The 12,680-nt window shown below is 67.6% G+C and carries 17 protein-coding genes and 1 pseudogene; 6 read left to right on the plus strand and 12 right to left on the minus strand.

Annotated elements, in window-relative coordinates:
• Positions 1-51 precede the first annotated feature (51 nt).
• Positions 52-1,170, minus strand: a complete 1,119-nt coding sequence (locus tag EDC02_RS27700; RefSeq protein WP_123605294.1) for a hypothetical protein — start codon at positions 1,168-1,170, stop codon at positions 52-54.
• Positions 1,171-1,474: 304 nt separating this feature from the next.
• Between EDC02_RS27700 and EDC02_RS39775 the strand changes: the two genes are divergently transcribed.
• Genes EDC02_RS39775 through EDC02_RS27710 form a run of 3 tightly spaced genes read left to right on the plus strand, consistent with a single transcriptional unit; the run spans position 1,475 to position 2,877 of the window.
• On the plus strand, positions 1,475-1,732 hold the full coding sequence (locus EDC02_RS39775; protein ID WP_148083655.1) for a hypothetical protein: 258 nt from the start codon (positions 1,475-1,477) through the stop codon (positions 1,730-1,732).
• Positions 1,733-2,476, plus strand: a complete 744-nt coding sequence (locus EDC02_RS27705) for a DddA-like double-stranded DNA deaminase toxin (RefSeq protein ID WP_123607156.1) — start codon at positions 1,733-1,735, stop codon at positions 2,474-2,476.
• Positions 2,473-2,877, plus strand: a complete 405-nt coding sequence (locus EDC02_RS27710; protein WP_158632333.1) for an Imm1 family immunity protein — start codon at positions 2,473-2,475, stop codon at positions 2,875-2,877. The genes EDC02_RS27705 and EDC02_RS27710 overlap by 4 nt, the downstream gene beginning before the upstream one ends.
• Here EDC02_RS27710 and EDC02_RS27715 read toward each other — a convergent pair.
• Positions 2,869-3,411, minus strand: coding sequence for a class IV adenylate cyclase (locus EDC02_RS27715; protein ID WP_123607157.1), 543 nt, complete (start codon positions 3,409-3,411; stop codon positions 2,869-2,871). The genes EDC02_RS27710 and EDC02_RS27715 overlap by 9 nt on opposite strands.
• 195 nt (positions 3,412-3,606) lie before the next feature.
• On the opposite strand from EDC02_RS27715, the gene EDC02_RS27720 reads away from it, so the two are divergent.
• On the plus strand, positions 3,607-3,819 hold the full coding sequence (locus tag EDC02_RS27720; RefSeq protein ID WP_148083656.1) for a prevent-host-death protein: 213 nt from the start codon (positions 3,607-3,609) through the stop codon (positions 3,817-3,819).
• Between the two features lie 212 nt (positions 3,820-4,031).
• On the opposite strand, the gene EDC02_RS27725 is transcribed toward EDC02_RS27720, so the two are convergent.
• Positions 4,032-4,694, minus strand: a complete 663-nt coding sequence (locus EDC02_RS27725; RefSeq protein WP_123605297.1) for a DUF433 domain-containing protein — start codon at positions 4,692-4,694, stop codon at positions 4,032-4,034.
• A gap of 164 nt (positions 4,695-4,858) precedes the next feature.
• Between EDC02_RS27725 and EDC02_RS27730 the strand changes: the two genes are divergently transcribed.
• On the plus strand, positions 4,859-5,164 hold the full coding sequence (locus EDC02_RS27730) for a helix-turn-helix domain-containing protein (RefSeq protein ID WP_123605298.1): 306 nt from the start codon (positions 4,859-4,861) through the stop codon (positions 5,162-5,164).
• A 105-nt stretch (positions 5,165-5,269) separates the two neighbouring features.
• Here the strand turns inward: EDC02_RS27730 and EDC02_RS27735 are convergent, their stop codons facing one another.
• From EDC02_RS27735 to EDC02_RS27765, 8 genes and pseudogenes are all read right to left on the minus strand, one after another.
• Positions 5,270-5,746 carry a PPC domain-containing DNA-binding protein gene (locus EDC02_RS27735; protein ID WP_123605299.1) on the minus strand — a complete coding sequence of 159 codons (477 nt, stop codon included), beginning with the start codon at positions 5,744-5,746 and terminating at the stop codon, positions 5,270-5,272.
• A pseudogene (locus EDC02_RS27740) lies at positions 5,739-6,753 on the minus strand (asparaginase). The gene EDC02_RS27735 and the pseudogene EDC02_RS27740 overlap by 8 nt, the downstream one beginning before the upstream one ends.
• A 169-nt stretch (positions 6,754-6,922) precedes the next feature.
• Complete coding sequence (locus tag EDC02_RS27745; RefSeq protein WP_158632334.1) at positions 6,923-7,630, minus strand: HAD family phosphatase; 708 nt, start codon at positions 7,628-7,630, stop codon at positions 6,923-6,925.
• Positions 7,627-8,118: a methyltransferase domain-containing protein gene (locus EDC02_RS42930; RefSeq protein ID WP_123605301.1), complete on the minus strand. Its 492-nt coding sequence runs from the start codon at positions 8,116-8,118 to the stop codon at positions 7,627-7,629. Before EDC02_RS42930 ends, EDC02_RS27745 begins: the two co-directional genes overlap by 4 nt.
• Before the next feature lie 31 nt (positions 8,119-8,149).
• Entirely contained in the window at positions 8,150-9,466 is a 1,317-nt protein-coding gene (locus tag EDC02_RS27755; RefSeq protein ID WP_123605302.1) for an ISL3 family transposase, read from the minus strand.
• A gap of 69 nt (positions 9,467-9,535) precedes the next feature.
• Positions 9,536-9,718 carry a hypothetical protein gene (locus tag EDC02_RS39780; RefSeq protein WP_148083657.1) on the minus strand — a complete coding sequence of 61 codons (183 nt, stop codon included), beginning with the start codon at positions 9,716-9,718 and terminating at the stop codon, positions 9,536-9,538.
• Between the two features lie 13 nt (positions 9,719-9,731).
• Complete coding sequence (locus tag EDC02_RS27760; protein ID WP_148083658.1) at positions 9,732-10,487, minus strand: phosphotransferase; 756 nt, start codon at positions 10,485-10,487, stop codon at positions 9,732-9,734.
• A 110-nt stretch (positions 10,488-10,597) separates the two neighbouring features.
• On the minus strand, positions 10,598-11,314 hold the full coding sequence (locus EDC02_RS27765; RefSeq protein ID WP_123605304.1) for a hypothetical protein: 717 nt from the start codon (positions 11,312-11,314) through the stop codon (positions 10,598-10,600).
• A gap of 106 nt (positions 11,315-11,420) precedes the next feature.
• Between EDC02_RS27765 and EDC02_RS27770 the strand changes: the two genes are divergently transcribed.
• Entirely contained in the window at positions 11,421-12,401 is a 981-nt protein-coding gene (locus EDC02_RS27770) for a phosphotransferase (RefSeq protein WP_123605305.1), read from the plus strand.
• Here EDC02_RS27770 and EDC02_RS27775 read toward each other — a convergent pair.
• Entirely contained in the window at positions 12,385-12,678 is a 294-nt protein-coding gene (locus EDC02_RS27775; protein WP_148083659.1) for a hypothetical protein, read from the minus strand. The genes EDC02_RS27770 and EDC02_RS27775 overlap by 17 nt on opposite strands.
• Positions 12,679-12,680 lie beyond the last annotated feature (2 nt).

A 12,680-nucleotide genomic window follows, 5' to 3' on the forward strand; every position in this document is an offset into this window, starting at 1 on the left:
CCGGAACAGACCGCCCGGAACAGACCGCCCGCAATGGCCGACCGGAAGCGGTCAGGGGGTCGCTCGGCCGCGTTCGACGTCGATCCGCTGTTGCTCGGCGTCGCGCAGCCGCCGGTAGTGCTCCGCCCTGGCCTGGTCACCGACCTTGTCGGCGGCGTCGGCGGCGGCCCGCAGCACCACCAGCGGCAGTCGCGGGACGTCGCCGGCCTGCCGGTCGGCTTCGGCGAACACCACCCCGGCCAACTCGTCGTCAGCGGAGCAGGCCAGCAGGAACAGCTGCTCGACGTACATCCGGCCCAGGCCGACCTCCGTCCAGCCGGACACATCCGCCAAGGCCCGGCGGCACTCACCCAGCGCCTGCCAGGCGGCCCGGTGGTCACCGGCCAGGCGCTCCAACTCGGCCAGGGACTGCCACGCTGATGCCCGCTCCCAGTCGGTGTCGGCGTACCGCAGGCTCTCCCGCTGGGCCTGCGCCGCCAGCGCGAACGCCCCCAGGTCCGCCAGCTCGTACCTCAGCACGCCCAGGGTCGACTTGTCCCGCTCACGGCCGGCCGCCCACTCGTCCAACCACCGGCGGGCAAGCGCGGTGTCGCCGATCAGCTTGGCCCGCTCCACCCACCGGAGTGGGTCCTCGGTGGCCAGGTCGGCCGGGAAGCGCGACCGCTCGTTCTCTGCCCACTCGTCGACGTCGTCCTCGGAGACGCACGGCTGGCCGTCGTCGTCGAGCAGGCGTTCCAGCACGTCCGCCCGGTCCGGGTGCGCACTGACGCGGACAAAGTCGACAGTAGCCTGCACCCCGGCGGCGACCAGGTGCTCCACGTCGTAGCCGCACCAGGTGTCGAAGTTGGCCCGCTTGATCTGCCAGTGCAGCCAGACGTCCTCGACCCGAGCGTGCTCGGCGAGCAGGAATCCGGCGAGTTCGGTCTCCTCGGTGAGCCCTTGAAACGGTGCGCTGCGGCGACACACCGCCTCCTGCTCGGCCAGCAGGCGCAGCAACGGCAGATCATCGGCCCGCCTGTCGTACTGCATCGCCCACAGCAGGCCCGCCCGCCGAGCCGCGTGGCGGTCGTACTCGAAGCCGTCGGCACCGGTGGCCGGCTCGTACCGCAGCTGCGGCCAGGCCGCCGGAGAGTCCCGCATCAGATCCAGATCGCGCCGCGCCGCCTCCATCACGGACCGAGGATCGCATGGGTGGTGGGCCGGGTGATGCGCCGCCCCGGCGCATCGCCGACAGCGACGGCCGTCGAGAGCATGCGTTGTATCCGCAAAGATCATCGACTCGACTCTTGATCGACTCAGTCCACGGATCAAGAAATGATCTCGCAACTTCCACGGTTACCAGGGAATCGTAGTCAGAATTCTGTCATTGGGCCAGGTAGATCATTTACAAGCTTCAACAGAAGCTACCGTGGATCTACCATCACTGCCCGCAAGTAGCCAACACCAGCAACCAAAGCCGAGCCAGGGACATGTTATGTCGGTAGAGGATGTTGCGAAGATCATTAGACAAGCAGCCGAGGAACTGACCCGATCGACCGCCAGCCGCATCGGCGAGGAGGTACGAGGTGTCATGACTGCGCTGACCCTGACGCTACAAGGAGCGCAGGCGCCAGACGCCTTGGCAGCCTTGGCGGAGCTTCGGGCCGCGATCGACGAACTCGAGTCCGTACGAGTCGAACTGGACACGGCGGCCGGCGAGTGCAGAAACTATCTCCGGGCCATGGGGGCATAGTTGGCGCTCGACAAGGTCATCTCCGCCCTTCAACGAGCGGCGCTGCGACTACCGACGCGCTCAGTTGCCGACCTGGCGACAAGAACCGCCCGGCTGACCGACGGGTTGCGCAGGTCCGCCCGAGGAAGCAGCCATCCACATATACTCGCCGCAATCGCAGCGGCCCATCGTGCACAACAGCACCTCGCCGCCGCGCTGGAGCACCTGTCCAGGTCCCGCGAGCACCTCAGCAGCTACGCGGCCAGGATCAACGGATCCTCGATCGAATCCGGAAGCTCTCCGACACCCGCTCCGGCGGGTGCCTGGTGGTCACCTCCGGAAACCCTCCCCCGACATGTCGCGGAGGCAGGATCGACGTTCCTGCCGCGCCCGGAAGGCGCGAACCGTCCCACCTCTGGCATCTACGCGGGCAACCAGGTCGAGTCCGGCGGACGGGACAAAAGCGTTGCAGCGGACCTGATATCCGATCCGCTGCGGGGCCCGCCCGTCACCTTCTATCAACACGTCGAGTCCAAAGTAGCCGCGATGATGCGGCGCGACGGCACCGCCAAGGGGGATCTCGTGCTCGACAACACCGTGTGTGGAAGCAATCAACGCGACCAGGATCATGAATGGTCCTGCGACAAGATCCTGCCATCCATCATTCCCGCAGGCTCCGAGCTCACGGTCTACACGACACGGGACCAGGGAAAAACCTGGTGGAAACGGACTTACGTGGGCACGGGCGAGAGGATAATCCGATGAAGTTCGTCATGACCGACTACCACGGACATCGGGAGCCGCTGGCCGGCCCGGATGACGCCGGTGAGTGGTTCGACGAGCAGGCGTCATCGATCATGCCGCACGGCGGGTGTGGCCAGACAATCTGGTTCGGACCGGCGGACGCACCGCCGCAGTTACGCATCGATGTGGACATTGACGTCGGACGAGCTGCCCTACGCTGGTCGGACGGCTCCTACGGCGTACAGCTCGATCCGACCGTGCCGATCGCGGTGCTGGAGTCGCCGGACAGCGGGACCGTCGACGTGCCCGCCTGGCTGGCCCGGGTCGGCGTCGACACCGCGAGACAGGCCGTTGTCGAGTACGTGTCGACCGGCCAACGACCGGCCTGCCTCACCTGGTCGTCAGCACAGCGATCAGGCTGAGGCGAGGGCCGTGCGGACCAGCGAGTCGTACGTCTCGTCGGTGCGGGACGCCGCGACGCCGAGCGCGGCGACGAACGCCGCCAATTCGGCCTGCACCGCCGCGCCGGGCACGCCGTCACCGACGATGCGTTCCAGTTCGAGGAAGGTGCCGATCCCGGCGACGTCGTCGACGCACAGCTCACCGTCGGGCAAATCGGCGGTACGGCGTATTTTCGCGATCCGTACGGTCGGGCGGAAGCCCATCGCCAGGATGGCGGCGTGCATCTGCTCGCGGTCGGTTACCGCCGTCTCGTACTCGTCGCAGGCCAGCGCGTTGTCGGCGGGGCGTTTCAGGGTGAAGGTGTGCCGGCCGTCGACGGTCCGCAACCGTACGAAGGGGACGCCGGTCTTGCTGTCACCGTACGACCAGGTGATCGGGGCGTACGCCTGGTCGTCCTGCACGACCGGCGGACCCGGCTCGATGCCGCGGGCCGTGAGCGCGACGAGCAGCGCTTCCCGGTCCTGGACGCGGTACTTGACCTCGACCTCACGCACCACGCCTCCACCTGCCGTCGAACACTGACTGCGCAGCGTCGCACAAGCGTCACCGGATCGACAACGCGGCGCGCCAGCGCCACAACGCCCGCCGAGAGAGCCACGGCGCCAAGAGCCCAGCTGCTCATACTCACTGGAATCAGGCAGTTTCCCAATTGGACAACGTCCGGCTCGTACAAGACGTACGTTTTGTACGTGACCGCAGAACCGATCAAGCCCGATCAGGAGCTGAGCATCTCGGCCGCCCGGGATCAACTCTCCGACATCGTCCCTGCCTACCTGGCCGAGGCGACCGAGCACACCGAGGAAGCCGCCGATGTCGCGGTCGCCCGCGAGGCACTGGCCCGCATCGACGCGGGCGAGAAGCCCATCTCGCTGTCAGATCTTCGCGCCGAGCTAGGGCTGTGACCGGGCCAACTCTGCACCCGGTAGCACCGAGTGCATCGAGGCCGGTGCCCGCATCGCCCCCGCTTCTCATCCGCCACCATCGAGGTGAGGCTGAGACACCTTAAAACGCGGACGTTAGGTATCTCAGCCTCACCTCGATGAAGCGCTTCGCCGACTACCACCGGGCGTCGGCGCGGCTGGCAAGGCTCGGCGGCAACCGGGTGACGATGAACTCAGGCGGCGACGCCCAGGAGGATGTGGGCGGAGGTACGGACGTCGCTGATGAAGAGGCCGAACTCGTCCGCGACCGTTTCAGCGCTCTCACCTGCCTTGATCATGCCTGCGACGTCCGCCACTCTCGTCCCGGTGCCGGCGAAGATGGGCTGTCCGAAGGCCCGGCGCACGTCGACCTCGACCTTCGACGGAAGCCAGGCGGACAGTTGCAGCCGCTCCGGGAAGCCATCGCCACCGAAGGCGATGTACTGCATGTGATCGGCGACGATCTCCCGGATCACGTGCTGGTTGGTGCCGCCCACGATGAGCCCGTGATCGGCCAGGCTCCTGTTGAAGTCCCACAGGACGTCGACTCCGTCGGTGGCCAGCTCAGGCGCGACGAGAACGTACTCGCGGCCGAACTCCTGCTGCAGGGCTTCGAGCGCGGGACGGATCCGTTGCGGACGCACGCCGGCTGTACGCAGCGCCTCCAGCACGTGCGCCTCGGCCAGGGCGATGAAGGTGACCGGCAGCGGACTCGACTGAGGGTCCGCGATGTGCAGCAGCGGCCCACCCCGGGGGTAGCCCTTCGCCCAGCGGTGGAATGTCTGCTGCGGCACCCGCAGGTGCCGTGCGGCCTGGGTGAAGTTCAGGATTCCCTCGGTGAACCGGATGTCGCTCATTCCACCCCCTCAACGTCCCGACCGGCGTCAGCATTACACGTCAAGTCCACCCGTCGACCAGGTCGCCGGATCGGCGCATCGCCCTTGATCAACAGATCCGCCGTTGGTTGTACGCATCTGCATCAGCCAGCGACGCATTCCTACGATCGGGAGAGGATGAGGCCATGGAGGGATACCACACCAGGTGGACTGTTCCGGACGAGCACCGGGCAAGTCCTGAGTACGTCGAGGCCGGTGCCCGCATCGCCCTCGGTCAGGCCGTCTACGACCGCCGGGTCGCGCTCGGCCTGAGCCAAGCCGAGCTCGCCGCTCGGGCTGGCACCACGCAGACCGTGATCTCGCGGCTCGAAGGCGGCGCGGTCACGCCGACGCTCCCGCTGCTGCATCGCCTGGCCGGAGCACTGGAGGGCGAGCTGGACATCAAGATCACCGGCACCAGCACCCGTGCGGAGTTCCCTCTCGCTTCGTGACCCGCTGGCCTGCGACAACGTGCCCGCAGGCCAGCGTCCGACTCAGCCGACGCGCAGCGCCGCGGTCATGGGTGGTTGGTCGACGGAGCCGCCGGATCGGCGCAATCAGCTTCCGTGCCTCGTTGGTCCGAAGTGCAGTTGCGGTACGTCGTACAGGTCGGGGTTCGGTAGCCGGTGCATGGTCGGTGCGGTGATTTCGATGATGAGCATTTCGGTGAGGAACTGGACGGTCGCGTCGAGGAGGTGGCTGGTGTAGGCGGTGGCGCTGTGTTCCTTGAGCCCGACCGTTATGTGGATGTGGGGTGTGATGGTCCCGGTGGTGTCGTCCCAGGCGATGGTGCCGCCGCCGAGGGCTTCGATGTTGGTGAGGTCGACGTGTGACCAGACAGGGGCGGCGGGGTTGTCGAGGCGTTGGCAGGTGCCGACGAGTTTCGCCTGGCTAAGGCCGGCGATGAACATCGGGATGTAGCCCTGTCGGATGTCGTGGGTGCGGCAGGCGTCGGTGAGGGCGGTGAAGAAGTCGTCGCCGTGGTCGAGGACGACGCCGATCATGCGGCCGGGGGTCAGGTCGTGGCTACGCATCCGTACGGCTCGTTCCCAACCGGTCGTCGCTGGTGGTGGTCCAGGGCCAGGTGGTGGGTTCGGTGAGTCCACCGGCGGTGGTGACCGCGCGCGATGTCGTGTGGTTTCGTGTCGACGGCGAGGAGTGCGCGGAGCAGGACGCGGGCCTTGTAGGGGTGGAGCCAGCCTGCGGGGATGAGACCGCGACCGATGAGGTCCTGCTCGGAGCCGGGGAAGCCGTAGGTGTGGGTGAGGGTGGGTCCGGCGGGGGTGCGGGAGGCGAGGAGGACGGGGATTCGTCCGGCGAGGGTGGTGAGGGTGTCGACGAGGGGTTCGGGGACGTGGCCGACGCCGAATCCGGCGATGACGAGGCCGTTGCAGTGCCGGCCGATGGCGTCGAGGAGCGTGGGGTCGTCGTCGAGGGTGACGGTGTGCAGGGCGACAGTGGCGGTGTCCGTCCGGCGCGGGGCAGGGATGGTCAGCCGGTGCGGCACCCGGTTGAGCATCCGTACGGTGCCTTCGAGGACGTAGCCGAGGGGTCCGGTGTCCAGGGACCGGAAGGTGGCGCCGCTGGTGGAGTGGGTCTTGGTCACCCATCGTGCGGCGTGAATCTCGTCGGCGAAGGCGACGAGGCAGCCCTGGTCCCGCACCGCCGGGGAGGCGGCGGTGCGGATGGCGGCGAGGATGTTCGCGGGGCCGTCGGCGCCGGCGAGGGTGGGGTTTCGCATCGCGCCGGTGACCACGATCGGTTCGGGGCGGTGGTGGAGCAGGTCGAGCAGGTAGGCGGTTTCCTCGATTGTGTCGGTGCCCTGGGTGACGACGACACCGGTCGCGCCGCCGGCCAGGGCGTGCGTCGCGGCGGCGTGCAGGTCGGTGAGGTCGGCGACGGTGAGGCTCGCGCCGGGTCGGCGGCGGAAGTCGACGACGTCGACCGCGATTGAGGCGTCGGCGAGTCCGGGTACGGCGTCGACGAGTTGCTGGGCGGTCAGGGTGGGACTGACCGCACCGCCGCCGGTGCTGCTGGTCATGGCGATGGTGCCGCCGAGGCCGTACACCACCACCCGTGGCGTGGGCGTTGCCGGAGTTGAGGACACCGGATTCCTTCCGTACGGACGGGAGTTGTTCGGGGTGGTGTCAGGAGCCTATTACGGCAGGGAGCCGACGAAGCGGCACGCCCGGTCGACGGCTTCGCACCGATCACATCGCCGTACGCCGCACTATCGACCCGCCGGCAGTGAGGATTTGGCGTAACCCAGGATCGTTCAGGCTCGGGTAGACAACATCTGCGGCCGGCAGCAGCAGATCCGGTTGGGACGGTACACCGATCACGTAGAGGCCAGCGGTGTGGGCGGCGTGCGCACCAGCAGCAGAATCCTCGATGGCGACCGCAGCTCCAGGGTTGAAGCCGAGCCGCGCGCAGGCCGTTAGGTAGACGTCGGGTGCGGGCTTGGGTGCGGCGACATCGTCGCTACAGACCACAACGTCAACCAGGCGGCCTATCCCGATCTGGGTGAGGTACTCCACGACGGCGCTCCGCAGGGTGTTGGAGGCGACGCCGATGGGTCGAGTGCGGGCGAGAGCGGTGACCAGTTCGACCGCGCCCGGCATTGCGGCTACGCCGCGACCGAGGTTATTGCTGACGAGGTCGAGGACTTCAGTGGCGAGTTCCCGATGCCGGTGAGGCTGCCCGATCAGGCGGCTGATTTCGCGGCCGAGGTCACCAAGGGTGAGTCCGACGAGTCGGTGTCGATCTGGTCGGCTCAACATTGTCTGATAGCGGTCGAACAATATGGTGTAGGCGCCATCCCATAAGCCCTCGGTGGCGACGAGCGTGCCGTCGCAGTCGAAAATCACGGGACCGGGCGGATGAGGACATCCGCGACGAAGTCCGATGTCAGTCGTCACGATTCCCCCTGGATCCCGGTTCGGCGGGCTGCCGCAGCGGCGAGCAGTGGAAACCGAAGATCATGATGATTGCGCTCGGTTTCGGTGAGTTCCTCGGCGGCTTCGCCGAGAAGCGCTGCAAGGCAGGTGCGGAGGTTGCCATAGCCGTGGACTTGGATGGGCCCGGGCCAGCCGGTGAGCAGTTGGCGGAGGCCAGCGGGTGTGCACCGCCACCGGTCCGCCGGGCCACCGCTGGGGCTGATCCGGGCGAGGCAGGGAACGGTAATCAGGAGGGTCCCGCCGGGGCGCAACGCGTCACGGCAGGTGAGGAGCGCGGCGGAGGGGTCGGACAGTAGTTGGAGGGTCTGGGTCAGGATCAGACAGTCGAAGGTGGCTCTTTGCAGGCTGCCGACAACAGTGAGATCGGCTTGGATGGTGGCCCGGGGATTACTGGGGTCGATGTCGATGATCGCGGTGGAAGCAAGCTGGCCGTCACCATACCTGCGCAGGTAGGTGTCGTCCTTGACCGGCTCTTCGAAGTTAAGCGGGGTTGAGGTGTCCGCGGCTTTTCCGGGTGGTCGCGCAGCGGGTTCGTAGGCGTTGGTTGATCGGGTTGCGGAAGCCGTAGGCGTCGCGGGCGACGGTTTTGATGACTCGGTTGGTGCCTTCGGAGCCGGCGTTGGTGATGCCGGTGTGCAGGAACGCGAGGATCTGGGGCCACCAGATCTCGATCGTGGTCGCGAGGCGGGCGAGTTCGGGTAGACCGCTGTCGGCGCAGCGTTGGTAGAAGCGGTGCAGCAGTCGAGCGACGTTTTCCCGGTCCGGGTGGGTGCGGGCCAGGGCCAGCAGGTCGAGGAGGTCTTCCTTGGCGTTCCACGCGGCGAGGACCGGCACGCTGATGCCGGCGGGTAGCCCGGCGATCTCGTCGCAGAGCTTGTCGACGCGTTCCGCGCGCATCCGCCTCGCGGAGCGGGTCAGCCGGTTACGCAGGTCCCATTCGCGGTCACCGGCGCGGCCCCGGCGGCCCCGGACCTGCACGGTGACCCGGCGGCGGACCTCGTTGAGGGCCTGGTGGGCGAGTTGCACGACGTGGAAGTGATCGACGACGAGGATCGCGTGCGGCAGCGCCTCACGGACCGCGGACTTGAAGATCGTGCACATGTCGATCGCGACGTACCGGACCTGATCGCGCCACGTCTGGCTGCGGTGGCCGAGCCAGTCGATGACCACCTGGGCGGTGCGGCCCTCGACCTGGCCCAGTAGTCCCTGACCGCCGGACAGGTCACACATCCCGACGTGCCACCGGTCCACACTGCTCTGCCACGCCTGGCTGACCTGGTCGAAGACCCACTTCGGCCGGCCCCGGCGGGTCTCGTCGATCCCGAGGACCTCCACCGGTTCCGGTTCGTCGGGCAGCACCACGCCCGCGTGGGCGGTGAACGCCGCCGCGACCACCGGCCAGGACAGGTCATGGTCACGGGCGGACTGTACGACCGTGCGGGCGCCGTCGGCGACCGCCGCCCCGGCGGCCTGCCGCAACCGGGCGGTCACCCGATGCCGGGCTGGGACCTGCGCCACCTGCTCGGTGAACGTCCGGCGCCGACATCCGCCGTGGTCGCAATGCCAGCGGCGTTTACGCCACCGTAGCCGCGTCGCACGGCCCGCCACGGGCAGGTCCCTCGGCCGGGTCGTCACCCAGTCCTTGACCCGCCGGGCCCGCACACCGCAGTCCGGGCAGCATTGTGCCTGCTCATCGGCGGTAGACAGAGCAACCACCGGGACACCGTCGGGGTCCAACCTGACCCGATCCACCACCAGGCCGTCCAGGCCCAGCAGCCGGGTCGTATCGTTGACCATGCTCGCAGCTCTCCGCTTGTGACCATCCGATCTAGACACTCAGATGATCACCGAAGGGCTGCGAGCCCTCTACGCCAGGGTCGCCGTCAACCGCGAACCCCGCTCAACTTCGAAGAGCCCCTTGACCTCGGCGGCATCACCGTGGATCAATGTGCGGTGGTGGGCGAGGAAGGCATCGATGTAGATGCGGTCGACGGGGGTTCCTCGGTCGTAGCCGTAGCAGTCAGACACCGGGTGCAGGGGCAGGTTCACCGGTTCCTCCGGGTTACTGAATTTGGGCGCGTATGCGGCGGCATTCGGTGACCGCGAGCCGGAGATCGGTAGCGATCTGGTAGAGACGTTGCTCCCGATCCGGCAGGTCAGCGTGTTGGCGATGGGACGTCATTTCGCGGCAGGCGGCAAGGGCCACTGAGATCCAGAAACCGGCCTGCGCTGCCGGTGCGGAGTCGACGTCACGCTTGACGGCGTGGCGGGCTGCGGGGTTCTCGGAGAGGAAGAGGTACAGCTTGGCGTGGTCGTAACCAGCCGGCCGCCAAGCGGTGAACTCGAAGTCAAGCAGCGCGATCTGCCGACCGATGAGACTCGTGTTGCCGAGATGCGCGTCCCCGTGGCTGACCTCGACCTGCGTCCTCGCCAGGTCGTGTAGCTGGATGAGCTCGCGGATGGTATTTGTTTCAAGGACGTCGCCAGCGAACGGGGCGAGCTGAGCAGGGTAGTCAGTGTCGTCCGGGATGTCGCACGGTGCGGTCGGTCGCCACCGGTGCAGCGCGGTGAGTGCGGCGAGCATGCGCTGCGTGGTCGCCATGCTGACGGTGTCGGCCGGCGGATATCGCTCGGGCCGCAGAGGGCTACCGGGCAGTTCGGTGAGGACGAGCAACGGCAGGTGTAGGTCAGCCGCAACGAGATACGGAACCAGAACCGGTGGTTGGCCGATGCGTTGCCAGGCCTGATAAATGCCGATTTCGTGTCGGCAACGGTCGCGCCACCATGAGCGAGGGTCGATGGGATATTTGGCGATCACGGGGCGACCATGCAGCAATCCACGTTGCAGGAGTGAGGTGCCTGTGCAGGTCGGGGCAGCAGTAGGCGCGAAGCCGGGGCACAGGGTGCGGAGGTAGGCAGCGACGCTGTTCATGCCTGTGCTCCAGCGTCGACAAGGAGCCGCCAAGAAGGCACCGACGGCCCAGCGAGGTCGGTGATGAACGAGGCGGCGGCGGTGGCCAGCAGCGAGGGCGTCATGGTCCCGTCGAGGATCATCTGCCTTCGGGACGGAATCAGGCGTAGCCACGAACGGCAGGTTTCGTCTATCCGGGCGCGGACAACAGGGTCGTCGAGGTGTGCGGCGATCGGCCCACGGCTGGCGCGGCGACCGTCGCTGATCGCGTCAGGGACGGACAAGTACAGGTAGGCGGCCGGCACGAGGATTCGTTCGGCGCTTGCGGCGTCGGCGTAAAGGGTCGCCGCGCCGTCTGGGTCGGCTGGGACTCCGAGTGCCTGCATGCCGTACTCATGAGCAATGAGCGTCAGAGGGCTGCGGTCCAGCAGGACGATGACCTCGCGATGGCCGGGGCCGCTCTGGTGCTTGCGGCTCGTCGTCCGGGCCCGGATCTCACGGGCGCGTTGTTCTTCGATGTCGAGGAACCGGCGCAACGCAGCGCTGACCTCGGCATTGTCGGCGGGTGGCCACGACGGCAGCGAGGCGAGCTCGGTGTACTCGGGGGCGACGATCGCATCAAGTCTGGGCGCCAAATGGTGGATGAGAGTGCTCTTGCCCGAGTAGCACAGTCCTTCGACTGCGACGATGACGAGTTCGTCGTCTCGGGGGCCGGTGCGGGTGACGGCTGTCACGGCGTGCCTCCTGGGTTCGGGTTCCGCTTGGCGGTAAGAACAGACCGTGGCGACGCAGCCGAGGGACTCAGCAGCTAGGGCCGGTGATGCGCGTGCGCTCGGTGCTGTGACGGCGGCCTTCGATCTCGGCACGGTCCAGGACATAGAAGTGATCGACGCGGGCCTGATGAACCGCAACTGGCGGGTGACCACAGACCGCGGAATGTTCGCGGTGAAGCAGGTACGTGACATCGACGCGGTAGCTGCCCGACGGCAGCATGCGGCGACGCGGGTACTGGCCGAACGCGGCCGGCCCGTCCCGGCACCACTGACCGTGCCGGGCGGTGACACGCTGCTGGAGTACGACGGGGATGTCTACGCGGTGACGGCCTGGGCGCAGGGCACGCACCGCGAGGGGTTGGAGCTGTCGCTGATCGAGGTCGAGTCGCTGGGTGCCCTGCTGGCCGAGCTGCATGTCGATCTGGCGCAGATCATGCCGGCAGCGCCGGAAACGATGTGCGAGCCGGTGACTGAGCCGGCGACGACCAAGGACAAGATCGACCGGTACATGTCGGCAGCATCTGCCCGGTCGGACCGGGATGCGATGGACGAATTCGTCCTGGATCGGCTGCGGCTGCGTACGCAGGTGCTGGCGCAGGTCGGGCACCTGCGTCCGGACGACGAGGTCGAGGTCGGCCCGTGCGGCTGGGTACACGGGGACTTTCAACATCTGAACGTACTGTTCGACGGTGACAAGGTGAGCGCGGTCCTGGATTGGGATCGGCTCAAGCCACGCCCGCTTGCGGCGGAAGTAGTGCGCTCGGCGACCCTGTTGTTCGGTTTCGGCGACGCGCAGGGGCTGGATCTGGCGCGGGTGGGAGCCTTCGTCTCGGGATACCGGTCCCGGCGGGAGCTGTCGGATGAGGCGTTGGCCGACGCGGTCCATCGGCTGTGGTGGGAGCGGGTGTGCGGCACCTGGCAGTTGCGTCGTCGTTACGAGCACGCCGACACCTCCTGTGATCACCTGTTCCGTTCGGCTGAGGGGTTGCTGAGCTGGTGGACGGGACACCGTCCGCAGGTAAGCGCGGCGTTCACCGGTCGAAGGTGATCATTGGCTGCCCGACCTCGGCGCATACCTGATCGAGCACTGTCGCCACTTCGGAAGCGGTGCGTGCCGGACGCAATCGCCCGCTTGCGGCGACCCTGGCGCCACGGGCCAGGCCGTCCCGCCAGGCGGTGACCCGCTGCTCGGCCGACGGGGTCTCGGCGACGGCTGCCGAGTACACCACTGCGTTTGTGACGAAGTCGTGCCAACAGCGCAGCGCCCACGTAGTCGCGCCGGGCAGGCTACGGCCGGCGAAGAAGGCGAAGAAGCTGCCGATCATCT

It is taken from the genome of Micromonospora sp. Llam0 (assembly GCF_003751085.1).
Classification (GTDB): domain Bacteria; phylum Actinomycetota; class Actinomycetes; order Mycobacteriales; family Micromonosporaceae; genus Micromonospora_E.

Coding starts and splice junctions, on each gene's coding strand:
- EDC02_RS27700 (WP_123605294.1), bottom strand. CDS start 1,170: ATGGAGGCGGCGCGGCGCGATCTGGATCTGATGCGGGACTCTCCGGCG.
- EDC02_RS39775 (WP_148083655.1), top strand. CDS start 1,475: ATGTCGGTAGAGGATGTTGCGAAGATCATTAGACAAGCAGCCGAGGAA.
- EDC02_RS27710 (WP_158632333.1), top strand. CDS start 2,473: ATGAAGTTCGTCATGACCGACTACCACGGACATCGGGAGCCGCTGGCC.
- EDC02_RS27725 (WP_123605297.1), bottom strand. CDS start 4,694: ATGAGCGACATCCGGTTCACCGAGGGAATCCTGAACTTCACCCAGGCC.
- EDC02_RS27730 (WP_123605298.1), top strand. CDS start 4,859: ATGGAGGGATACCACACCAGGTGGACTGTTCCGGACGAGCACCGGGCA.
- EDC02_RS27735 (WP_123605299.1), bottom strand. CDS start 5,746: ATGCGTAGCCACGACCTGACCCCCGGCCGCATGATCGGCGTCGTCCTC.
- EDC02_RS27755 (WP_123605302.1), bottom strand. CDS start 9,466: ATGGTCAACGATACGACCCGGCTGCTGGGCCTGGACGGCCTGGTGGTG.
- EDC02_RS27775 (WP_148083659.1), bottom strand. CDS start 12,678: ATGATCGGCAGCTTCTTCGCCTTCTTCGCCGGCCGTAGCCTGCCCGGC.